20 protein-coding genes and 1 pseudogene are annotated in these 21056 nt (G+C 65.5%); 8 read left to right on the plus strand and 13 right to left on the minus strand.

Going from position 1 to position 21056, the window contains the following annotated elements; translation table 11 throughout:
* Nucleotides 1–25: 25 nt before the first annotated feature.
* The 7 genes from BC1002_RS06000 to BC1002_RS06030 form a co-directional block, all read right to left on the minus strand.
* On the minus strand, nucleotides 26–1327 hold the full coding sequence (locus tag BC1002_RS06000) for an acetyl-CoA C-acetyltransferase (protein ID WP_013089178.1): 1302 nt from the start codon (nucleotides 1325–1327) through the stop codon (nucleotides 26–28).
* A gap of 86 nt (nucleotides 1328–1413) precedes the next feature.
* Nucleotides 1414–2349: a MaoC family dehydratase gene (locus tag BC1002_RS06005; protein WP_013089179.1), complete on the minus strand. Its 936-nt coding sequence runs from the start codon at nucleotides 2347–2349 to the stop codon at nucleotides 1414–1416.
* Nucleotides 2350–2363: 14 nt separating this feature from the next.
* The gene (locus BC1002_RS06010; RefSeq protein ID WP_013089180.1) at nucleotides 2364–3785 is read right to left on the minus strand and encodes a 3-oxoacyl-ACP reductase; all 1422 of its coding nucleotides are present in this window, start codon (nucleotides 3783–3785) and stop codon (nucleotides 2364–2366) included.
* 146 nt (nucleotides 3786–3931) lie between these two features.
* Nucleotides 3932–6430 (minus strand): acyl-CoA dehydrogenase, encoded by a 2499-nt coding sequence (locus BC1002_RS06015; RefSeq protein ID WP_013089181.1) that lies wholly within the window; start codon nucleotides 6428–6430, stop codon nucleotides 3932–3934.
* Nucleotides 6431–6554: 124 nt separating this feature from the next.
* Entirely contained in the window at nucleotides 6555–7346 is a 792-nt protein-coding gene (locus BC1002_RS06020) for a TetR/AcrR family transcriptional regulator (RefSeq protein ID WP_013089182.1), read from the minus strand.
* A 278-nt stretch (nucleotides 7347–7624) separates the two neighbouring features.
* Complete coding sequence (locus BC1002_RS06025) at nucleotides 7625–8878, minus strand: MFS transporter (RefSeq protein ID WP_013089183.1); 1254 nt, start codon at nucleotides 8876–8878, stop codon at nucleotides 7625–7627.
* A gap of 298 nt (nucleotides 8879–9176) precedes the next feature.
* Nucleotides 9177–10079: a YihY/virulence factor BrkB family protein gene (locus tag BC1002_RS06030; RefSeq protein WP_013089184.1), complete on the minus strand. Its 903-nt coding sequence runs from the start codon at nucleotides 10077–10079 to the stop codon at nucleotides 9177–9179.
* A 178-nt stretch (nucleotides 10080–10257) separates the two neighbouring features.
* On the opposite strand from BC1002_RS06030, the gene BC1002_RS06035 reads away from it, so the two are divergent.
* On the plus strand, nucleotides 10258–11667 hold the full coding sequence (locus BC1002_RS06035) for a hypothetical protein (protein WP_013089185.1): 1410 nt from the start codon (nucleotides 10258–10260) through the stop codon (nucleotides 11665–11667).
* A 67-nt stretch (nucleotides 11668–11734) separates the two neighbouring features.
* Nucleotides 11735–11980, plus strand: a complete 246-nt coding sequence (locus BC1002_RS06040; RefSeq protein WP_013089186.1) for a hypothetical protein — start codon at nucleotides 11735–11737, stop codon at nucleotides 11978–11980.
* A gap of 93 nt (nucleotides 11981–12073) precedes the next feature.
* On the opposite strand, the gene BC1002_RS06045 is transcribed toward BC1002_RS06040, so the two are convergent.
* The 3 genes and pseudogenes from BC1002_RS06045 to BC1002_RS39710 form a co-directional block, all read right to left on the minus strand.
* Nucleotides 12074–12487 (minus strand): hypothetical protein, encoded by a 414-nt coding sequence (locus tag BC1002_RS06045; RefSeq protein ID WP_013089187.1) that lies wholly within the window; start codon nucleotides 12485–12487, stop codon nucleotides 12074–12076.
* 27 nt (nucleotides 12488–12514) lie between these two features.
* On the minus strand, nucleotides 12515–12652 hold the full coding sequence (locus BC1002_RS38760; RefSeq protein WP_238537923.1) for a DUF6566 family protein: 138 nt from the start codon (nucleotides 12650–12652) through the stop codon (nucleotides 12515–12517).
* Nucleotides 12653–12734: 82 nt separating this feature from the next.
* Nucleotides 12735–13004: pseudogene (locus tag BC1002_RS39710) on the minus strand (hypothetical protein); the annotation flags it as partial.
* A gap of 146 nt (nucleotides 13005–13150) precedes the next feature.
* On the opposite strand from BC1002_RS39710, the gene BC1002_RS06055 reads away from it, so the two are divergent.
* Both BC1002_RS06055 and BC1002_RS06060 read left to right on the plus strand, forming a co-directional pair.
* A complete protein-coding gene (locus BC1002_RS06055; RefSeq protein WP_013089188.1) occupies nucleotides 13151–13525 on the plus strand; it encodes a phage holin family protein in 375 nt (124 codons plus the stop codon).
* Nucleotides 13522–13824, plus strand: a complete 303-nt coding sequence (locus BC1002_RS06060; protein WP_013089189.1) for a hypothetical protein — start codon at nucleotides 13522–13524, stop codon at nucleotides 13822–13824. The genes BC1002_RS06055 and BC1002_RS06060 overlap by 4 nt, the downstream gene beginning before the upstream one ends.
* Nucleotides 13825–13914: 90 nt before the next feature.
* On the opposite strand, the gene BC1002_RS06065 is transcribed toward BC1002_RS06060, so the two are convergent.
* A complete protein-coding gene (locus BC1002_RS06065; protein WP_013089190.1) occupies nucleotides 13915–14904 on the minus strand; it encodes an aliphatic sulfonate ABC transporter substrate-binding protein in 990 nt (329 codons plus the stop codon).
* Between the two features lie 465 nt (nucleotides 14905–15369).
* On the opposite strand from BC1002_RS06065, the gene BC1002_RS06070 reads away from it, so the two are divergent.
* Both BC1002_RS06070 and BC1002_RS06075 read left to right on the plus strand, forming a co-directional pair.
* The gene (locus BC1002_RS06070; RefSeq protein ID WP_013089191.1) at nucleotides 15370–17052 is read left to right on the plus strand and encodes a hybrid sensor histidine kinase/response regulator; all 1683 of its coding nucleotides are present in this window, start codon (nucleotides 15370–15372) and stop codon (nucleotides 17050–17052) included.
* A gap of 69 nt (nucleotides 17053–17121) precedes the next feature.
* Nucleotides 17122–17310 (plus strand): hypothetical protein, encoded by a 189-nt coding sequence (locus BC1002_RS06075; RefSeq protein WP_013089192.1) that lies wholly within the window; start codon nucleotides 17122–17124, stop codon nucleotides 17308–17310.
* Between the two features lie 231 nt (nucleotides 17311–17541).
* Here BC1002_RS06075 and BC1002_RS06080 read toward each other — a convergent pair whose 3' ends face one another.
* Nucleotides 17542–17844 (minus strand): DUF4148 domain-containing protein, encoded by a 303-nt coding sequence (locus tag BC1002_RS06080; protein ID WP_013089193.1) that lies wholly within the window; start codon nucleotides 17842–17844, stop codon nucleotides 17542–17544.
* A 231-nt stretch (nucleotides 17845–18075) separates the two neighbouring features.
* Nucleotides 18076–18840: an SDR family oxidoreductase gene (locus BC1002_RS06085; RefSeq protein WP_013089194.1), complete on the minus strand. Its 765-nt coding sequence runs from the start codon at nucleotides 18838–18840 to the stop codon at nucleotides 18076–18078.
* A gap of 138 nt (nucleotides 18841–18978) precedes the next feature.
* On the opposite strand from BC1002_RS06085, the gene BC1002_RS06090 reads away from it, so the two are divergent.
* Together BC1002_RS06090 and BC1002_RS06095 are read left to right on the plus strand one after the other, a co-directional pair.
* Nucleotides 18979–19887, plus strand: a complete 909-nt coding sequence (locus BC1002_RS06090; protein WP_013089195.1) for a LysR family transcriptional regulator — start codon at nucleotides 18979–18981, stop codon at nucleotides 19885–19887.
* A 419-nt stretch (nucleotides 19888–20306) separates the two neighbouring features.
* The gene (locus BC1002_RS06095) at nucleotides 20307–20942 is read left to right on the plus strand and encodes a hypothetical protein (protein WP_238537924.1); all 636 of its coding nucleotides are present in this window, start codon (nucleotides 20307–20309) and stop codon (nucleotides 20940–20942) included.
* Nucleotides 20943–21056 lie beyond the last annotated feature (114 nt).

Here is a 21056-nt window from a genome sequence, read left to right on the forward strand (position 1 = left end):
TGAAATGTTGGTATCCGCTGCCGCGCTAGCGTTCCAGAATCGCGACGACCCCCTGGCCGCCCGCCGCGCAGATCGAGATCAGCCCGCGTGCGGCGCCGGCCGGTTTGTCGAGTTGCGCCAGCATCTTCGCGAGCGCGGCGACGATACGTCCGCCCGTCGCCGCAAACGGATGGCCGGTCGCGAGCGAACCGCCGTTCACGTTGAGCTTGGTGCGATCGATCGCCCCGAGCGCGCCGGCGAGGCCAAGCTGCGTGCGGCAATATTCGTCATCCTGCCATGCCGCGAGCGTGCACAACACCTGGGCCGCGAACGCTTCGTGGATTTCATAGAAATCGAAGTCCTGCAACCCGAGGCCGGCGCGCGCGAGCATGCGCGGCACCGCGTACGCGGGCGCCATCAACAGGCCTTCCTGCTTGTCGAAAAAGTCGACCGCCGCGGTTTCCGACCAGCTCAGATACGCGAGCACCGGCAAGCCGCGCTCGGCCGCCCATGCTTCGCTCGCGAGCAGTACCGTGGATGCGCCGTCGGTCAGCGGCGTCGAGTTGCCGGCGGTCAGCGTGCCGGCGTCGCGGTCGAACACCGGCTTCAGATTCGACAGCTTTTCGAGCGACAGGTCGGCGCGCAGGTTGTTGTCACGCGCGAGGCCTTTGTACGGCGTCATCAGATCGTTGACGAAGCCGCGCGCGTACGCATCGGCGAGCTTGCGATGGCTCTCGTACGCGAGCACGTCCTGCGCCTCGCGCGAGATGTTCCAGCGCTTGGCCATCAGCTCGCAATGCTCGCCCATCGACAGCCCCGTGCGCGGCTCGACGTTGCGCGGCAGCAGCGGCTTGAAGAACATGCCGGGCCGCAGCCTGCTGAGCGCGGCAACGCGTTGCCCGGTGCTCTTGCCGCGATTCGCTTCGAGCAGAATCTTGCGCATCCGCTCGTTGACGCCGATCGGCGCGTCGGACGTGGTATCGACGCCGCCCGCGATGCCCGCGTCGATCTGCCCCAGCGCGATCTTGCTGGCGACGAGGATCGCGGCTTCGAGGCCGGTGCCGCAGGCCTGCTGCACGTCGTAGGCGGGGGTTTCCTTCGCGAGCGTGGTGGACAGCACGGACTCGCGCGTCAGGTTGAAGTCGCGCGAATGCTTGATCACCGCGCCTGCCGCGACTTCGCCGAGACGCACGCCGTGCAGGTCGTAGCGATCGACCAGCCCTTGCAGCGTGAAGGTCAGCATGTCCTGATTCGATGCGCTCGCGTACGCGGTGTTCGAACGCGCAAACGGAATCCGGTTGCCCCCGATGACGGCGACGCGGCGCACGGCGGGTTGCGGGTGGGACATGCTCGGCTCCTTTGGGTCGTGCCCAGATTATTGGTCGAAGCAATCGATGCAGACGATGCGAACGCTACGAACGGCGCGCTCGCGGCTCACAGCAGCCGCCACTGCATGCGCGCGCGCAAATGCGGCTTGACCCCGGCAATATCGCGCACCTCGAGATCGCGCTCGATCAGCGAAGGCGATGCGCTCCACAGCGATGCTTCGCCGGGCAGCAGCATCGGCAGCTTCAACTCGGCGGCGAGCGTCGCTTCGGCGAGCGGCTTGGGCGGTTGCAGCGACGACGCGGCGCGCGCGAGAGTCCACATGCCATGCGCGATCGCGCGCGGAAAGCCGAACGCCTTCGCCGACAGCGCGCTGATGTGGATCGGGTTGTAGTCGCCCGACACGCTCGCGTAGTCGCGGCCCAGTTGCGGCGCGAGCTGCCAGCGCGCGATCCGTTGCAGCGCATCGGGGCCGAGCGTCAACGCTTCGAGCGGATGGCCGAGCGCCGGCACCGCGCGCTTCAGATAGACGCTGTCGCCGTCCCACACCGCCTCGCCGCGTCGATAGATGCGGGTATGCACGACGAACGCCTGGCCCTTGTCGTGACGCAGCAGCGCGCCGAATTCGACCTCGATACGCAACAGATCCTTGTAGGCGAGCGGCCGGCGCAGCCGCACGTGATTGGCCAGATGCACGAGACCGAGCGCGGGCCACGGAAACGCGGGGTCGGTCAGCATCAACAGATGCAGCGGAAACGCGAGCAGATGCGGGTAGGTGAGCGGCACGCCATGCTCGGGAATGAAGCCGCACACGCGCGCATAGCGCCACACGGGGCCGGGATCGAGCACGACGGCGGGGCGCACGAGCCGCAACGGCGGCAGTCGCGATTCGCGGCCTCGCTTGACGATGCCCGTCAGCGCGCGCCCGTACAGCTTCGCCGGCGCGGGCAGCGTTTCGATGACGACGGTTTTCGGCCGCGGGCCGTCGCCGCCCGGCGCGGGCGCAAGCTGACGGCTGCCGAACGGATCACGCGGTTCGTCCATAGCCATGCTCCCGTTCAGGCGCCAATCAGGCTTTGACCGCACACGCGCACGATCTGGCCGGTCACGCCGGCCGAGCCCGGATGCGCGAGCCACGCGATGGTCTGCGCGACGTCGACGGGTTGGCCGCCCTGGCTCATCGAATTCATGCGGCGGCCGGCCTCGCGGAGCGCGAGCGGCATTTTCGCGGTCATCTGCGTTTCGATAAAGCCGGGCGCGACCGCGTTGATCGTGATGCCGCGCGCGCGCAGTTGCGGCGCCATGCTCTCCACGCGGCCGATCACGCCAGCCTTCGACGTCGCATAGTTGGTCTGGCCGGCATTGCCCGCGATGCCGCTGATCGACGACACCGCGACGATGCGCCCGTCATCGCGCAGGATGCCGCCCGCGAGCAGCGCGTCGTCGATGCGCTCCTGCGCGCTCAGATTGATGTCGATCACACCCTGCCACGCGGCGTCCGTCATCCTCGCGATGGTCTTGTCCTTCGTGATGCCGGCGTTGTGCACGACGATGTCGACGCCGAGTTCGTCGAGCGCGGCGGCGATCTGCGCGGGCGCTTCCGGCGCGGTGATGTCGAACGAGAGCGCGCTGCCGTTCAGCTGACGCAGCGTTGCATCGAGCGCGTCGCGCGCTGACGGAATGTCGACACCGATCACATGCGCGCCCTCGGCCGCAAGCACGCTCGCAATGGCGGCGCCGATGCCGCGCGCGGCGCCCGTGACGAGCGCACGCTTCCCGGCGAGCGGCTGGCGCCAGTCGAACGCGGGCGCGTCGGGCGGCGGCGCTTGGTTGCGGTTGCCCGCGATCCGCACCACCTGACCCGACACATAGGCCGAGCGCGGCGACAGGAAGAAACGTAGCGTCGCGTCGATGGCGCTTTCAGAGCCGTGCGCGACGTACACGAGATTCGCGGTGATGCCCCGCCGCGCTTCCTTGCCGAGCGAACGCACGAGCCCTTCGAGCGCGCGCTGGGCGGTCCACTGACGCGGGCTCGCGCAGGCCTCGGGCGGCCGCCCCAGCACGACGATGCGCCCGCATTTGCCGAGCGAGCGCAGCGTGTCGTGGAAAAAGCCGTGCAATGGTTGGAACTGGCTGCTGTCGTCGATACCACTGGCGTCGAACAGCAGCGCGGCGAGCTTGCCCGGCGCACCGGCTTCGGCCGGCTCGAAGCGGCCGGTCATCAGGCCGTGTCGATTGGCGAGCGGTACCCACAGCCCGGCGCTTTCGTGCGCGACGCTCGTCATGCCGATGCTGGCGATCAGACTCGCGAGCGCGTCGAACAGGCGCGGCTCGCGGCCCGCGCCGATCGCGATCAGACCGTCGAACTCGGGCCGGTCCGCGCGGTAGCGCCGCAGCACCTCGGGCTTCGGCAGGCCGAGCGAGCGCGCGAGGCGGCCGCCGAACGGCGAGTTGACGAACTTCAGGTAGGAGTCGTTCATGTTATCGGTTGCTCCGCTGGACGCGCCGCGGGCAGCCCCGTTGATTTTTCGGGGGTGCCGGACGTGTGTCAGTGTGCCTTGAGTTGCGTGACTCGGGTACGGTTAGCCGTGCCGCCTCGGTAGTTTTTTCTGCGTGAACGCGCGCGTCAGGCAGCCAGATCCAGCGCCTTTTCGAGCGCCTGCTTGCGCTGTTGCAAGCTCGCGAGCAGGTCGAAGTCGGCGGGGAAATCGTCGACCTTGACCACCTGCGCGCCAAAGCGCGCGTAATCGTCGAGGACGCGCCGCTCGTCGGCGTCGATGAAGCCCTGGCGTTGCGCCGCATCGGTCCATGCGGCGAGCTGCGGCAGGCTTTGCGGCAGCGGTTCGAGCAGGCCCTGTTTGACCGCGTCGCGCAGTTTGTGCTCGATTAGCGTGAACTGTGGATTCAGCGCGAACACGAGCTCGCCATAGCCGAGCGCGTCGACGTCGGGATGCGGCACGTAGGAGTCGGCGACGAGCCGTTCGCGCGCGGCGCCGGGCGTCTGCATCAGTTCGGCGATCTCGCTGCCGAGCCGGTCCGACGGTTCGCGATGCGGCAGGCCGAACGGGAACGCGAGCACGCGTACGAGCGTCGCGACGAGCCGGTTCGGATAGTTCGCGAGCACGCCGTCGAGCGCGTGCTGCGCCTTGTACAGTGCATCCTCGACGCCCCAGCGCACGAGCGGCAGGTCGTCCTGCTGACGGCCTTCGTCCTCGAAACGCTTCAGCGTGGCCGAGATCAGGAACAACTGTGACAGCACGTCGCCGAGGCGTCCCGAGATGCGTTCACGGCGCTTCAGATCGCCGCCGAGCACCAGCATCGACACGTCGGCGAGCAACGCGAACACGGTCGACAGCCGCGTCGCCGCGCGATAGTACGGGTGGAGCGGCGCGTACGCACCGCGCGGCTTCGCGATCAGCGCGCCGCCGGTCAGCCCATACACGACGCTGCGCACCACGGTCGACACCGTGAAATTCACGTGACCGAAGAAGGCCGCGTCGAACTCGCGCAGGGCCTTCGCGCGATCGGGCTCGCGCGTCGCCGTCATTTCCTTCAGCACGCATGGATGGCAGCGAATCGCGCCCTGTCCGAAGATGATCAGGCAACGCGTCAGAATGTTCGCGCCTTCGACGGTGATCGAGATCGGTACCTGCTGATACACGCGCGCCAGGAAGTTCGACGGCCCCATGCAAATACCCTTGCCGGCGACCACGTCCATGCCGTCGTTGATGACGATGCGCGTGCGCTCGGTGATGTGGTACTTGGCGATCGCCGAAATGACGGACGGCTTTTCGCCGAGGTCGACCGCCTGCGCGGACAGGCGGCGCGCCGCGTCCATCACGTACAGGTTGCCGCCCATGCGGCCGAGCGCTTCCTGCACGCCCTCGAACTTGCCGACGGCGGTGCGGAACTGGCGGCGAATCGCGGCATACGCGCCGGTGCCGCGCACCGCGACCTTCGCCATCCCGACATTCGACGACGGCAGCGAGATCGCGCGGCCTGCCGCCAGACACTCCATCAGCATGCGCCAGCCGTTGCCGACCTGCGCGCGTCCGCCGATTACCCAGTCGAGTGGAATGAACACGTCCTTGCCCGAGTTCGGGCCGTTCTGGAACACCGCGTTCAACGGCCAGTGACGGCGGCCGATGTCGACGCCAGGGTGGTTGGTCGGAATCAGCGCGCAGGTGATGCCGGGCTCGTCGTTCGCGCCGAGCAGATGGTCGGGATCGAGCGCGCGGAACGCGAGGCCGAGCACGGTCGCGATCGGCCCGAGCGTGATGTAGCGCTTGTCCCACGTGACGCGAAAGCCGAGCGTTTCGCGGCCCTCGTGGATGCCCTTGCAGACGATGCCGACATCGGGAATCGCGGCCGCGTCGGAACCGGCATACGGGCTCGTCAGCGCGAAGCACGGGACTTCCTCGCCGCGCGCGAGACGCGGCAGATAGTAGTTCTTCTGCGCGTCGGTGCCGTAGTGCATCAGCAGCTCGGCGGGGCCGAGCGAGTTCGGCACCATCACCGAGACGGCCGCGGCCGAGCAGCGCGTCGCGAGCTTCATGATCACCTGCGAATGCGCGTACGCGGAGAACTGTTTGCCGCCGTACTGCTTCGGAATGATCATGCCGAGAAAGCCGTGCTGCTTGATGAACTGCCATGTTTGCGGCGACAGGTCCTGCCAGACCATCGTGGTTTCCCAGTCGTTCGCGAGGTCGCACAGTTGCTCGCATTCGACGTCGAGGAATGCCTGCTCTTCGGCGCTGAGCGTGGCCGGGCCGTAGCCGAGCAGCGTGTCCCAGTGCGGGCGTCCCGAGAACAGCTCGGCGTCCCACCACACCGTGCCGGCTTCGATCGCATCGCGCTCGGTCGGCGACATTTCCGGCAGGATCTTGCGGAACGTGTCGAGCGCCGGTTTCGCGAGCCATGCGCGGCGCAGCGGCTTGATCGTCAGCACGAGGGCGGGGAGCACGAACACGATCGCGAGCAGTGTCGTCAGCAGCGGGCCAGCCGCGCCGCTCAGGTGGGCGGCCGCGACCCAGACGATCAGCGCCGCGAGCCACCACGAGGCGCGCGCCTGAACGTAGACCAGAGCGAAGGCGGCGATGACGAGCGCCAGGATGAACCACGGCATGATGTTTCCTCCTCTGTCTTGCTGCGTGCGAGTTCGTCCCACGGGCGCGCGCCGCTCGCGCTGTGCTGATTTGTTAGCCGCCTTTTCTGCGGTGATGCAATCGCCGGGCCACCTGCGAGCCGCGCTACGTGTCGCATGCCACGGCGCGCGCAGCCGCCTCGCCGCTGGAGTCTCGTTGTGCACTGGCGAACGTGCGATCCGCGCCGTCGTCGTCGGTCGCATCGCCGAGTACCGCCGCGAATGCGGCCAGTTGCGTGCCGTCGGGCAGCGGCGCCTTCAGCGCGGCGACCATCAGCGACGCGAGGCGCGCGATCAGCTGCAGATCGTTCATCGACTTGCCTTGCGAGAATTCGGCAATCAGGCGGTCGGTATCGGTGCCGGCGAGCACGCCCGACAGCGCGCCGATCGCGAAGTGCAGCCGCCAGCCGAGCTCCTCGCCCGGCAGATGCGGCAGCGCGCGCTGGAACGCGTCGAAGAAGCGCATCGCCACCGACTCGTAATGCGCGTTCAGAAAATCGCGGATGAACGCCGACGGATCGGTGTACGCACGCCCGAGCAGCCGCAGAAACGCTTTGCCGCCGACACGCGGATCACGCGACAGGCGCAACGCCGGAATGAACATCGCACCGAGCACGTGCTCGCAGGTCAGGCGCGCGCCGAGCATGACATCGAAGCGGTCGAGCAGCTTCAGGCGCTCCTCGTTCAGCTGATCGAGCCGGCGCGACAGCATCGAATGAATCAGCGATTCCTTGTGGCCGAAGTGATAGTTGACCGCCGCGAGATTGACTTCGGCGCGCGAAGTGATCTGGCGCATCGACAACGCCTCATAACCGCATTCGATGAACAGCGTCTCCGCAGCGTCGAGAATGCGCAACTTCGTATCGCCGGCATGCCGGCCCGTGGTGCGAACTGCCATGTTGCGTCTCCCAGTTGCCGGCGCTGCCGGCTCGCAAACACGCGATTCAAATTGATATTTGAAACAATCGTTTTTTTTAGGATAAAAAAGGAGGGCCGGTGCGAGCAAGGAGCGGGCTCGACTAACTCCTCTAGAAGATCTGACGAAAGTCGTGTTCGTGAAGCGGGGCTCGCGATACCGCGCGGAAAATGAAAAGGCCGTTCCGAATGAATCGGAACGGCCTCTATTGCGCTGCGAATGTGATGCACGCCAGGCGTTCATTCGAACGCCCGAAGCGGTCAAACGCGCTGTCCTCCGACCGCGCCGCCCGTCGCTCCCGCGCCGACGATCTCCCGCGCGGACTGCGTCATGTCGATGCCGCGGCGCTCGCGGCTGAACGGAATCAGCGCGCAGATCACGATCGCGACGATGCCGATCACGACCGCCATCACGAGCGCGTAGTTGTTGTCGTGCATCTCGGCGATCTTCGATTGCAGCGGACCGTTGACCGACGCGATCAGATTGCCCAGCTGGTACACGAGCCCGGGGAAGGTCGCGCGGATTTCATCGGGCGAGATTTCGTTCAGGTGCACGGGGATCACGCCCCAGGCGCCTTGCACGGAGATCTGCATCAGGAACGCGCCGAGCGCGAGCAGAAACGGCGTGGTCGAGAACGCCCACAGCGGCAGCACCGGCAGCGCGATCAGCGCGGCGATGAAGATCGCGCGCTTGCGGCCGATCTTCTCCGATGCCCAGCCGAAGAACAGACCCCCGCAGATCGCGCCGATGTTCAGGATGATCGTGATCCACGACACCGTGTGCGGATCGAACTTGAGCTGAACGCGCAGGAATGTCGGATACAGATCCTGTGAGCCGTGCGAGAAGAAGTTGAACGCTGTCATCAGGATGATCGCGTAGATCGACAGGCCGATGTTCTGCCTGAGTGTCGCGACGAGGCCGGGACGTACCTTCTTTTCGAGCGTCCGGAACGCGGGCGACTCCGGCACGTGCGCGCGAATGTACAACACGAGCAGCGCCGGCAGCACGCCGACGAAGAACATGCCGCGCCAGCCGATGTATTGATAGAACAGGCCGAACACGATCGACGCGAGCAGGTAGCCGCTCGGATAACCGGCCTGCAGCAGACCGGAGACGATGCCGCGCGATTTCGGCGGCACGGTTTCCATGGTCAGCGCGCCGCCGACACCCCATTCGCCGCCCATCGCGATGCCGAACAGCGCGCGCAGCACGAGCAGCGTCATCAGGTTGGGCGACAGACCGGACAGCAGTTCGAGCAACGAGAAGCACCCGATGTTGACCATCAGCGTCGGACGGCGGCCGTATTTATCGGCGAGCCAGCCGAATATCAATGCGCCGAGCGGGCGCATCATCAGGGTCAGCATGATCGCGACCGCGACCGACGGAATGTCCGTATTGAATTCCTGCGCGATATCTTTCAATACGAACACCATCAGAAAGAAATCGAATGCGTCGAGCGTCCAGCCTAGATAGGCGGCGATCGTGACGTTTCTCTGTTCCCGTGTCCAGCTCATTGGTTGTTTCTCCTGAGTATTCACATTCCGCGTTTGATCGCGGCCGGAACCGCAGCCCTTTAAAGCAAGCGCCTTCCGGCGAGTGTACGCCGAGCATTAAGCGTTTGCATGGTTGAAGCCGTTTTTCTCGGTGTTTATGCGCCCAGCAATTCTCGTGCTGAATTAGCAATGCAGGTTTAATGTCGGGTAAATGTAAATGTCGGTTTATCGGGATGGGTTTTTTGTAATATTTAACGGGATATCCGGGAGCCGATTTTTATCAAGTTTATGGCAATGGCGTTGGGTGCGCGGACCGGTTTCATGCTGCCCGCAGCCCGGGATGAGCGGGGGAGGCCGCATCCCGGCATAACGACGCGGCGACTTCCGCGCCGAACAGGAATACCGCCGCGCAGAAGTACAGCCACATCATCAGCACCGCGAGCGAGCCGGCTGCGCCGAACACGCCCGCCGTGCCCGCATGCACGAGATAGAAGCTGAACAGATGCCGGCCCGCCGTGAACAGCAGGCTCGCGATGGCGCCGCCCACGAGCGCGGGGCGGAAGGGCACCGCGGCGTCGGGCAGCCACTTGATCAGCGCGCCGAGCCCGACGGCCAGAATGACGAAACCGAGTAACGATTGCAGCACGTCTGCAACGATGCCCAGCGCCGAATTGCCGAACAGCGCACCGCCGAGGGTCTGAATCGCGGCATCGACGACGAGCGAAACGACCAGCAGAAAGCTGAGCCCGATCAGCAGACCGATGGACACGAGTCGCGCGCGCACCAGCAGCGCGAGCCCGGCGATGCCTTTGCGCGGGTGGGCGGCAAAGACGATGTCGAGCGCGGTATTCAACGATGAAAACGTGGCCGACGCGCCGACCAGCAGCAGCGCGAGCGAGAACGCGGCGGCGACGCCGCTGCCGCCCGCGTAGTGCGCGTGGGCGACGATGTCCTGCATCGCGCGCGCCGCGTCGTTGCCGACCAGTTGCCGCGCCTGCTCGAAAAGCCGCCCCTGGGCGGCATCCCGGCCAAAGATCCAACCGATGACCGCGAGCACGAGCAGCAGCGTCGGCGCCAGCGAGAACGCCGAATAGAACGCGATGCTGGCGCCGAGCATCGCGCATCGGTCCGACAGAAAACGGCTGGCGGCGTCGCTCGCTACGTTGATCGTGCGGCGCCAGCGAGCGGGCCTCGCTGCGGTTTTCGGTTGCTGTGCTGACATGCTGTCCTCGGCTTGCGGCTGCGCGCGAACGCTCGCCTCGCGCTACCGCGACGATAAAGTGGCTGCGTCGAGCGCTCATGCAGCACGACGCGCGCCAGCCATGAGCGGCCCGTGCCGGTCCGCGCGCCGCACCGAACCTTCATGTAAAGTTATTTCGCCAACTTATCGACATATCGTTATGTCCGTGACGCCAACGCCTTCGTTGCTCGATGAGATGCTCGACGCTGTCGTGCGCCGCTATCGCCTGCCGGCGCTCGCGGCCGTCTGCGCGCCGACGCCGCAAGCGAGTCCCGCCACCGTGCTCGCGCTCGCGATCGAGCAGGCTCGCGAGGCGCGCGCGCGTGGCGACGCGCCGGATGCCGCGAACCAGCGCTTCTTCGTCGAGGCGTTGGCGCGCATGATTCGCGAGGCGCTGCGCGAGGAAGCCGGCGACCCGGTGTTTCAGGCGATGCTGCTACGGCATCGCAGCGTGGTGGTGCGCGAGTATGCGTCGCTGGCCGCGCACGCGAGCGTCGACCGCCGGCTGATCTACGCGGCCGTCAATGCGATCGCACATCCGGCCAAACAGCAGCGGCTGCTCCCCGGTCCGCAACGCGATGCGCTAGCGCGTCTGCACGCACTCGCGGTCGCCGAAGCTTGGCCCGAACTGGCAGTAGCCGTGCAAACTTGCATCGATACGCCGCAAATCGCGCACGACGCGGCGCTGCAACGCGGTCTCGCGCAATTGCTTGAAAGTGCCGCGTTGCAGCGCTTACGGCGCCTTGACGCGCTGACGTCCGACGAGCGCGTGCGGCACTACCAGACGTTGTGGGATCGCCAGGGGCCGCGTCCGGGAAGCTCGACTGCGGTCGCGCGGGGCTTGAATTCGAAGCAGCGCGGCGCCGCGGTCGAAGCGTTGGCCACTGATGCACTCGACGCGCTCGCGCAGCGCCTCAATGAGGCTCAGGGAGCGGTCGCCACCTACCGCGTCGTGAACTCGATGCGCGTGCCGGCCGCGATACCCGCAAGCCATGAGCGCGCGAAAACCGAATGGGATGTGGTGCTGCTGCGCCAGGCGCAGCCCCCGGCCGACGCAGCGGCGTGGGACGTATGCCTGCTCGTCGAAGCGAAGGCATCGGTCGACGCGGCAACCACCGATCTGCCGCGCCTCGTGCGCGGACTGACGCTGCTGGCGCACGCGGAGCCGCACACTGTCTACTCGTTTCGCACGCAGCAGGGGACGGTGCATTTGAGCGGCGCGTCGCTTGCCGCGCTGACGAGCGATGCAACCGGTCTTCGCAGCACCGTGCTCTATTGCTGTGACGCTCCCGTCGAAGCGGCGCCGCGCGTGCTGAGTCCCGCGAGCCGGATGCAACTGCTGTCGGCCCAAGCCAGCCTCGATTTCGCAGGTGCGCTGGCGGACGGACGCGACGCCGACTGCGCGGATCTCGAACCGGTGTGGCATCAATTGCTCGAATCGCCGAGATGGCGGACGGTGCTCGACCAGTACGCGACGCTGCGCGAGGTTCGCGAATTGATGGTGCATCCGGACGACTTGCGGGCCGCGGTCGGCATCGCGGACGCGAGACGGTTGAGCGCGGCGCGCTAGGCCTCTGATGAAGCGGTGGCGCGCGCGTTGCTCGTGGCGATAGATCTTCGAGCAAAAAGGAGTGGTGATGGAAACGCCGTCGAAGCGACTGTCGGACACGCAGGTGCAGGTTGCCAGCAAGATCTACCAATTTCGCTCGCCACAGGAGGCGGACCGTTTCGTGCAATGTCTGCGCGGCGGCGATGCGAGCCGCTGCGTCGCGGACGTTCCGCCCGAGACCGCAACCGATGCCTATCCCCCGGGAACCCGCGCAGGATCGCGCGCGGGCATCACGATCGCGCCGCCGCCAGGCGGGCTCGATAGCGACGAGTAACGCGTTTGCGACATGCAGTTTTGCGACATGCGCGTTTGCGACATGCGCATGTGCAATGTGCAATGTGCAATGTGCGTGTGCGCGCCTCACGCGTCAGCGCACCGGCTCCAGCATCACCGAGAGCGTTCCCCGCTCGCTTTGCACCCCTGCCGCGAGATCGATCTGGTGAGGTGTCAGCGCGGCGATCGCTCGCTGCAGCCTTGGGGCGAACGTCGTGGCGAAGCGGGCGAGCGCCGCTTCGCGTGCGGCGCCTTCATCGTTGGCGACATCGCGCAACTCGTCGAGCGGCAAGCCGACGAACAGATCGAGCGGGTAGGGCGGCGCTTGCGGCTCCATCGCGATGTCCGGACCGGCCGGCACGCGAATGCGTAATCCGGGCTGCAGATGCTCGTGCAGTTCGGCGAGAACTTCGTAATCGGCGTCGGCGGGAAGAGCGCTTCTGGCTTCCTCCCGCAGGAACGGCTCGACGCCTTCCAGCCGCGCCAGTTCTTCATCGCTCAGTACCATGTGAGTTTCCTCCGAATGGGGCCGTGCCTATCGGTCTTCGTCGAGGCGCCGCTGCGACGAAGACAGCGTGGCGGCGTGCTCGCCCAGTGTCCGGTCGATCAGATAGCGACCCTGTTCGATGCCGGCGCGCAACGCTTCGGCCTCGGTGAGCCATTCCGGCGTCACGGGCTCCACGTTGGCCAGATTGGCCCGGGATCTCCATCGGCCGACCGTCGCGCGAAATCGACACGTCGGCGATCCAGGCGCCTCGCGAGTTCCGATGCGCGGTCACCGTAATCAGCGCGCCGCGGTGCGCGTCATGCATCGCGTGGAGGGGGTTGCGCTCGTCGCGCCCGGCCGGCATCGCGCGTCCGTCCGCGGTAGCCATATCGGAGCCGGTCTCGCCGATGCTAGCACCGGCGCTGTGGTCAGTGTGATCGGTTGGGGGGAGCGGGGTCATGCTGTCCTCGGCGAGCGAATGATCTGCCAGAGTCGAGCAAGCCCTGTGCCGCCAGTGTGAACGCGTGAAGGCATCCATCCGGCTACGGGCACGCGGCGTGCGGTCGTTCAGCGCGGGCCCGGCTCTTGCGCTGCGTTCAGCGCTGGTGTCGCTTCGCTCTGTCGGCCGAGGGGCGAAGTCTTAGCTGATCGCGGCCGGCGCAAATGAATCGTGAGGAGGACGCAATGTCAATCCATGCGAAGGTCACGAGGTGGCGCAACGTCGGGCGATTCTGCGTCGAACGCGTCACCGACTATAGCGAACTGTTCTCGCTGGAAGTCGAGGAAACGCGAAAGCGCCTGGTGCGCGAATTGAGCGCACTCGTGGCGCTGGCAGTCGCGGGGCTGTTCACGCTGTCCTTCATTTGCATCGCGATCATCGCCACCGCGTGGCAGACGCCTTACTTTCTTGGCGTGGTCTGGGGCGTGGCCGCCGCGTGGTTGCTCGTGTGCATCGTGTCTTTGCTGGTCTTGCGGGCGCAAAAACCGGCGCAATCGCTGCACGTGCTCAAGGCCGAGATTCACTCCGATCTCGACGCTCTCAGGGAGTCGCTCAAATGAGTCAGCCACGTTACGCAAACGAGCTTGCCCGGATCAGCATTCTGGAACGCATGGAGGCATCGCGAACCGCCTTGGTCGCGGCGAACCGGACTGCCGTGTTGCCGACGGCGCGGGCAGCGTCGCGCTCCCCGGTCAGCACCGTGTTCGCGTCGCTCGCCGAGGCGCCGCATGTCGCGTTGCTGCTCGCTTTGGTGGTCGGCGGCATCGTGCTGGGGCCGCGCCGCACGCTGTCGATCGCGGGCCGCTCCGGTGTTACGGCGTGGATCGCCCGCAATGTGCGAAGGGCGATCGCTCAGTGACGCCCTCACGGCTCGTGCATCGTCTTCTGGAATCGAACGAGCGGTTCGGCCAGATCGTCGTGGCGCTCCGAGCGAAAGCACAGTGAGCGTTCATGCGCCGATCGGCTTCGCCTCGTTCGCCGCGAAGTCCCAGTACAGCGCCTGCTTCGTCTCGACTGGCGCGGGCAGCAATCCCGCGCGATAGAACGCGTCGGCGATCGTCTGCTGCTCGCTGAAGTTCGGCGGCGCGACTGCTCGTACCCGATAGCTGCGCCGGGCATTGGCGCGTTCGATCGTCGGCGCGTCGAGTCCCCACACCGGCGCGAGCGTGTTGGCCGCGTCGAGCGGATTCGCGCGCAGCCAGTCGCCGGCCGTCTTCAACTGCTCGAACACGGTCTCGACGATTTGCGGATGCGCGTCGGCGAACGCGCGCGACGCGAGGTAGTACCGCTGATAGGACGCGAGGCCCGCGCCGTCGCTCAGTATGCGCACGTCGCCGTCGCGCTCGACGGACGCTACATAGGGGTCCCACGTGATCCAGACATCGACGCTGCCGCGCTCGAACGCGGCGCGGCCATCGGCCGGGCTCAGGTAGTTCACGCCGACGTCAGCGGGCTTGAGCCCCGCGCGCGCGAGTGCCGCAAGCAGCAGATAGTGGCTGCCCGCCGCCTTAGTCACCGCGATGCGGCGGCCCTTCAGATCGGCTAGCGTGCGCAGCGTGCTGTCGTTCTTCACGATGATCGCCTGCGCGCCCGGCGACGGCGCTTCCTGCGCGACATAGACGAAGCGCGCATGCGCGGCCTGCGCGAAGATCGGCACGGTGTCGGCGACATCGGCGCTGAAATCGACGGCATCGACGTTGAGCGCTTCCGTCAGCGGCAGTCCGCTCGCGAACTCGTTCCAGGAGATGCGCACGTTGAGCGGGGCGAGCGCTTTTTCCAGCGATCCGCGTGCCTTCAGCAATGTGATGAGCGTAGAAGACTTCTGATAGCCGATGCGCAGCGCGACAGGCGCGCTCTGCGAGAAGCCGCGCGGAGCGTTGGCGGCCAGTAGTGAGGCCGCTGCGAAGCGGGTGAATGCGCGCCGGGTTATTTGCGTCATGACGTGGGCGTCCTGTCGAGCGGTGAAAACGGGAGAATCGAGCCATCGTAACAACCCGATGTCATCGCGCTAACCGACGGATTGAGCTATCGATCGCAGTGATCGTCATATGAGGCAGGCCACCACGCTTTTCGCGACTTCGCGATCCGTATAACGCAGTCCAGTTGACTGCGAGCGTGCCCGCGTCAACGCTGACCCGGCTGTCCGGTGCCCATGAATTACGGACAACCGCAGCATCGCACCGGGTTCCTATACTGCGTCCGCTGTTCATGGGACGCCATGTCGACGGTGAGCGGAGCAGAACGTTGCGGTCAAATAGAAGTAAAAAGCGCTGTGCAAATGAGAGAAGCCGAGACCGCGCGCCCCAGCTGACCTGCACTCGTCGGCAGCGGCAGCGGCAGCGGCGCGGTATCGGCCCTTACGCCCGCGTTGCGCGCGGGTGCCAGTCAACGTCGGTGGAAAATCATGGCTCCCAGTGCTGACGAATTAGCGAGCCGTCCAGCCAAAAAGGCTGATTACGCCCGAGAGAACCAGTCGCTGCTGCGGCTCGCGCGCGCGCAAACCGGCTCGCGTGAACACCTGCTGAACGCGATTGCCAGCGAGGCCATGGCGCTGTGCTGCGCGGGCAGCGCGGGCATCAGTCTGGTCGAGGGGCCGCCCGACAGCCGGCGCTTCCGCTGGCTCGCGGTGGCGGGCCTGTGCGCCGGTCTGGAGGGGCGCACGACCGCGTGGGACGAATGTCCCTGCGGCGTCACGCTCGAAGGGGGCGCGGCGCGCCTGTTCGTCGATCCGCAACAGCAGTACCCCAGTCTGAACTTTCCGGGCGTCGAGGTGCCCGAGGGGATCGTCGTACCCATTCCGTGCGCTAACGGCCACCTCGGCGCGATATGGGTGATGTCGCACAACTCCGGCTGCCGCTTCGACAGCGAAGACGCACGGGTGCTGTCGGATCTCGCGATGGTCGCCGGCGCGGCCGTGACGATGGTCAACGTTCGCGACGATGGCGCGGACAACGACCGCCGCCACAACGAATTCATCGCGATGCTCGCGCACGAGCTGCGCAACCCGATGGCGCCGATCGATGGCGCCATCGCCGCGGCGAAGCGTCTGGTGCTCGACAACGACAAGGCGGACGCGGTGCTGACCATCGCGCAACGGCAGATGAAGCATCTGCGCACTCTCGTCGACGACCTGCTCGACGCCGCGCGTCTGAAGCACGGAAAGCTGACGATCAGGCGCAGCGATACGTTGCTGGCCGAGATCGTCTCCGACGCGGTGACCACGATCGACCACGACGTGCGCTCGCGCGGCCATACGCTGAGACTGACCGGTCTGGACAGCGCGATTCCGGTGCGCGCCGACCATGTGCGGCTCAGTCAGGTGCTCGGCAATCTGCTGTCGAACGCGGCGAAGTACACGCCGGCGGGCGGACTCATCGAGCTGACGGTGCGCGCGCGAGACCCGCTCGATGCACAGATGCTCGTGATCGAGGTCAGCGATAACGGCATCGGCCTCGATGCGTCGATCGCGCCGCATGTGTTCGACCTGTTCGCGCAGTGCTCGAGCGGCAGCGCGCGCTCGGAAGGCGGGCTCGGCATCGGTCTGGCAGTCGCCAAACGGCTGGTGGAGCTGCACGATGGCGAGATCGACATCCATAGCGATGGGCCGGGCCGCGGCACCCGGGTCACATTGCGTTTGCCGATCCGGCGAACGCAGCCGCTAGCGCCGCCTGCCGACGCCGCCGACAAGGGCAGGGAGTTCCGGGCGCTGCGCATCGTTCTGGTGGACGACAACGTCGACGCGCTGCACGTTTTGTGCGTGCTGCTCGACCTCGAGGGTTATCGCGTGTCCGCGGTCGACAACGGTCGCGCGGCCATCGACCTGATCGCGAGAACGCGGCCGGAGCTTGCCATCGTCGACGTGGCGATGCCCGTCATGGACGGCTTCGAGGTGGCACGCAGAATTCGCGCGAACCCCGAGCTGAACGGCACGATACTCGTCGCGCTGACCGGCTATTCGTCGGACTCGGACCGCAGCCGGACGCTTGCCGCGGGCTTCGATCATCATCTGAGCAAGCCGTTGTCGCTGGAGAAGCTGCGGGACGTACTGGCGAATTCGGCGGAGCGGCTGGTTGGTGGCGGTCGGTGACCCGGCGAGTCTGCGCAACTTTGCCAGCCTGCTAGACTGGAAATTGCCCTGCAAGCCACGGAGGGAGATATGACGACCGTCTACGTCGTAAAGACCGGCGATAAGTTCCTCTGCACCGCGGAGGACGGCGATATCGGCATGGCGCCGGAGATCAAGGAAGCCACGTCGTTTCGCTCGTACGAGGAAGCGAATAAGGTCGCGACCGAGAACGCCGACCCCGGATACGAAATCCTGACCGTCGACGTGAGCAAACGCTGATGAGGTGTTAGCTGTTCGCGCCCACGCGCTCAGCGAAAGAGGGTTAGCAATTCAGCAGGCGCCATGCAATATGGCGCGCGGTGCGGGTGCGCGCGAAATTCGGCTAGTACTCCAATAGCCCAGCGCATCGTCACGATTTCCGGCTGAGCAAATGCGCACAGCACGACTCTCCATGCCGTCCCGGGCAGGGACGGCATGCTCTGCATCGTCCAGCTGGTCAGACGGGCAAGCTCAAGATCCGCCAAAGAACACCGGCTTCATCCCAGTCGCACCGGCCGGATGGCCCATCTGCTGTGTACCGCTGGTCGCAGGGCCATAGCCGCTGCTCTGACCTGCGGCAGGGGCGGTGGTGGTCGGCATATAGGTAGGAAAGTCGACGGTATTCGCATTGGCCGGATTGAAGCCGGCTTGCTCGAGTTGCGCGATCTCTGCCTGGACTTGTGCGTGCGTCAGCGTGCTTTCGGTCTGTGCCAACGATGCGATTGGCAAAGCCATGACAGCGACCGCGCAAACTGTGTGGACTAACGTCTTCATGATGGCCCACCTCCTTGTTAATTACTCCGGCTGACTCGCGCTTCGCTTTTCGCGGTCAGCTGATCAAAGATTAGGTGAGGAACCATACAGTGTTCGTTTATTTTTTATGGTATCGGCCTCGTCGATCAGCCGACGCTGATCGACGAGGCCGAACAGGCTAATGCTGGCCGCGCATCCGACACCAGACTTCCGGACACGAGCCGACATCATCGGATGCCGCTGTCAAACAGATCAGGTGCGCGTAATCGAAGCCCCACCGTCGACCAACGAAGCCGTGCCCGTCACGAAGGACGAATCGTCGGAAGCGAGGTACAGCGCCGAGCGGGCAATCTCTTCCGGCTTTGCGACCCGCTTGAGCGCGTGCAGTCCGGTCACGAAGCTCTGCGATTCAGCCGTATCGTTCATGCCGCGATACATCTCCGTGTCCACCGCGCCCGGCAGGATCGCGTTGACACGCACGCCTTGCGCGCCGTATTCGGCCGCGAGCGCTTGCGTGAGTCCGATCAGCCCGGCTTTGCTCGCGGCATAGGCGGCCGTCCCCGGGAACGCGAACGAGTAGCCGACGAACGTCGACGTGAAGATGATCGATCCGCCGCCTTGCTTGATCATTTCAGGAATCTGATGTTTGGCGCCGATAAACGCGCTGGTCAGGTTGGTGGCCAGCGTCGCTGACCAGCCTGCTTCCGACACGCCGGTCGACGGTCCCATCTCACCGAGCGTCCCCGCATTGTTGTACGCGATGTCGAGACGGCCGAAACGGCTGACGGCGAGTGCGACCAGCGCTTTCGCGAATTCTTCGGATTGCACGTCCCCCGCCAGCGCGACAGCGGTACCGCCGTCGCGAGCGATCTCGCTGACCAGCGTCTCGAGTTCGGCTTCGCGGCGTGCGGCCACTACGACCTTCGCGCCTTCCGCGGCGAACAACTTTGCGGCAGCGCGACCAATGCCCGCGCTGGCGCCGGTGACGATAGCGACTTTTCCTGTCAAGCGTTGCATGTTGAATCTCCGGTTTGATCATCGGCCGATGCCCGATGCGTCGGCTCGTTGAGAAGCACTATAAGATTCCGTACTTGAGACAGAAAGACCAAAAATATGGCGTTATCATTCCGTTTTTATGAATGATCGGAGCGCCATATGGACCGGCTGCGCGCATTCGAGGTCTTCGTAACCGTGGTCAACCGGGGCAGCTTTGCGCGCGCGGCCGATGCGCTCGAAACCTCGCCGGCGAACGTGACCCGCTATGTGAATGACCTGGAGGCGCACCTCGGTGCGCGACTGCTGAACCGCACCTCACGCAGATTGTCTCTTACCGAGGCCGGCGAAACGCTTTATTCGCGCTGCAAGGCGATTCTCGAAGACGTTGCCGAAACGGAAGGACTCGTGTCGACAACGTCGATCGAACCGCGTGGACGGCTGCGTATCAATGCACCGGTCAGCTTCGGTATTCAGCATCTCGCGCCGCTGTGGCCGCGGTTCATGCAGCAATATCCCGACGTCGAGCTCGACATCACGCTGATAGACCGCGTCGTCGATATCGTCGAGGAGGGCTTCGATCTCGCCATCCGCATCTCGCGCGCCGGCACGGTCGATCACGCGGCCCGCAAACTGGCGACGTCGACGAACATCCTGTGTGCATCGCCCGATTATCTGAAGCGTTGGGGACATCCGGAAACGCCGCTGGACCTGCTCGGACATCAATGTATCGGCTACACGTATGCAGCCACCGCGGACCTGTGGCAACTGATCGACAAAGACGGCAAAACGCATGCTGTCGAGGTGAGCTGCCAGATGCACACCAATAACGGCGACACCGCGCGCGCGGCGGCGCTCGCCGGGCACGGCGTGATCTGGCAGCCGACCTTTCTGATCGGCGAGGACCTTCGCGCGGGCCGGCTGCTGCGGGTCTTGCCCGACTACCGCTTGCCGGATATCGATGTGCTCGCGCTGTATCCGAGTCGTCGCCACGTGAGCGCAAAAGTTCGTGCGGCAATCGATTTTCTGGCCGACGCGTTCTCGGGCGTACCACCGTGGGACAAGACGTGAAGGGGTGTGTGCGGCAACCCCTGAAACGGGAGGCCTGCGATAGCGGACAAAGGCCGCCTGGTATGGCGCGTTCGATAGCATGATTCAACTGGAATTCGGCCTGTCACCGTTCTTTAATGTGCGATATGGCGCGTAATGCAGGAGAGCTATACCCCCGATGAAAGCTGCAAGTTGAATCGCCGGCACGGTCGCCCTCCAACGAGCTCACGCATTGGCAGGTCTGGATCAGCGATGTCCCGGAAAGTGCTCGCGGTGCCGTGAGCCGAACCGCGCCCGGTGTCGCCGCGATGGCCAACCCAGGCGATGTCGCGCGGTAATCTCGCCGGTGGCGAGCGGCTGTTGCGAGTCGCTGGCGAAGCAGGCTGTTGCGGCGTGTATCCGGAGCGTGCATACAGGGACCTACGATGTACGCGAACTCGATGAGAGGGTGTCGTCAGGACGAGTGGGGTGAGCTGGTCCTGATCGTGATGAAGACGAGCCTGGCGGTGGCTCACGAGCTGGGACTGACGCCTGACGCCGTTCTCGACTGTGCCGCGAGGCATCTGCGCTTTCAGGATTTCCGGTGTTTCGCAGCCGCGATGCTGGGTGCTGCGCGCGCGCAAGCGTGCTGTCGCCGGCGCGACGTCGGTCCGTCAGTGGAGGCGTCATACATCAAGACCCTTGCTGCACGCGTCGATATCGACAGGAACGTCCTTGCATTCATGCCGGCGCTTTGCACAGTCGCACCTCGGGAGCACGCGAGAGCGCCTGCTCACGTCTATGAAAAGGTCGCCGCGGCCCTTCAGCAGTTGCAAGAAGACGTACAGCGCGTCTTTTCGCGCGGCAGCGGCGCTTTCAGCCGTGCCGACATCGAAGGCGCATCCGGCTTCGCAAAGGCGCTCGCGGCGATCATGCCGGCCGACAACGATGCCAACGCCTTCGAGCGCGCATTCGCCGCGGTCTTGCAGGTGCGGTTTTCATCGCGACTCCACCTCGTACCTGGCGATGCGGAGCCCGTGCTGCGTGTTCAGGGTATCGATGTCGATGCGCAAGGCAGCCAGACGCCCTTACCCTGATGGGGAAGCGTTTTGTAACTCCATGCAGGCGTGTCTTGCGCATGTCGATTTCCCCCTTGATCATTCGTCGTAGTTACTGGAGGCGCTGTTGTCTCCCGACATTTTGGTCTTCAC

Source organism: Paraburkholderia atlantica (assembly GCF_000092885.1).
Classification (GTDB): Bacteria; Pseudomonadota; Gammaproteobacteria; order Burkholderiales; family Burkholderiaceae; genus Paraburkholderia; species Paraburkholderia atlantica.

Coding starts and splice junctions, on each gene's coding strand:
- BC1002_RS06000 (WP_013089178.1), bottom strand. CDS start 1,327: ATGTCCCACCCGCAACCCGCCGTGCGCCGCGTCGCCGTCATCGGGGGC.
- BC1002_RS06005 (WP_013089179.1), bottom strand. CDS start 2,349: ATGGACGAACCGCGTGATCCGTTCGGCAGCCGTCAGCTTGCGCCCGCG.
- BC1002_RS06010 (WP_013089180.1), bottom strand. CDS start 3,785: ATGAACGACTCCTACCTGAAGTTCGTCAACTCGCCGTTCGGCGGCCGC.
- BC1002_RS06015 (WP_013089181.1), bottom strand. CDS start 6,430: ATGCCGTGGTTCATCCTGGCGCTCGTCATCGCCGCCTTCGCTCTGGTC.
- BC1002_RS06020 (WP_013089182.1), bottom strand. CDS start 7,346: ATGGCAGTTCGCACCACGGGCCGGCATGCCGGCGATACGAAGTTGCGC.
- BC1002_RS06025 (WP_013089183.1), bottom strand. CDS start 8,878: ATGAGCTGGACACGGGAACAGAGAAACGTCACGATCGCCGCCTATCTA.
- BC1002_RS06030 (WP_013089184.1), bottom strand. CDS start 10,079: ATGTCAGCACAGCAACCGAAAACCGCAGCGAGGCCCGCTCGCTGGCGC.
- BC1002_RS06035 (WP_013089185.1), top strand. CDS start 10,258: ATGTCCGTGACGCCAACGCCTTCGTTGCTCGATGAGATGCTCGACGCT.
- BC1002_RS06040 (WP_013089186.1), top strand. CDS start 11,735: ATGGAAACGCCGTCGAAGCGACTGTCGGACACGCAGGTGCAGGTTGCC.
- BC1002_RS06045 (WP_013089187.1), bottom strand. CDS start 12,487: ATGGTACTGAGCGATGAAGAACTGGCGCGGCTGGAAGGCGTCGAGCCG.
- BC1002_RS06055 (WP_013089188.1), top strand. CDS start 13,151: ATGTCAATCCATGCGAAGGTCACGAGGTGGCGCAACGTCGGGCGATTC.
- BC1002_RS06060 (WP_013089189.1), top strand. CDS start 13,522: ATGAGTCAGCCACGTTACGCAAACGAGCTTGCCCGGATCAGCATTCTG.
- BC1002_RS06065 (WP_013089190.1), bottom strand. CDS start 14,904: ATGACGCAAATAACCCGGCGCGCATTCACCCGCTTCGCAGCGGCCTCA.
- BC1002_RS06070 (WP_013089191.1), top strand. CDS start 15,370: ATGGCTCCCAGTGCTGACGAATTAGCGAGCCGTCCAGCCAAAAAGGCT.
- BC1002_RS06075 (WP_013089192.1), top strand. CDS start 17,122: ATGACGACCGTCTACGTCGTAAAGACCGGCGATAAGTTCCTCTGCACC.
- BC1002_RS06080 (WP_013089193.1), bottom strand. CDS start 17,844: ATGAAGACGTTAGTCCACACAGTTTGCGCGGTCGCTGTCATGGCTTTG.
- BC1002_RS06085 (WP_013089194.1), bottom strand. CDS start 18,840: ATGCAACGCTTGACAGGAAAAGTCGCTATCGTCACCGGCGCCAGCGCG.
- BC1002_RS06090 (WP_013089195.1), top strand. CDS start 18,979: ATGGACCGGCTGCGCGCATTCGAGGTCTTCGTAACCGTGGTCAACCGG.
- BC1002_RS06095 (WP_238537924.1), top strand. CDS start 20,307: ATGAGAGGGTGTCGTCAGGACGAGTGGGGTGAGCTGGTCCTGATCGTG.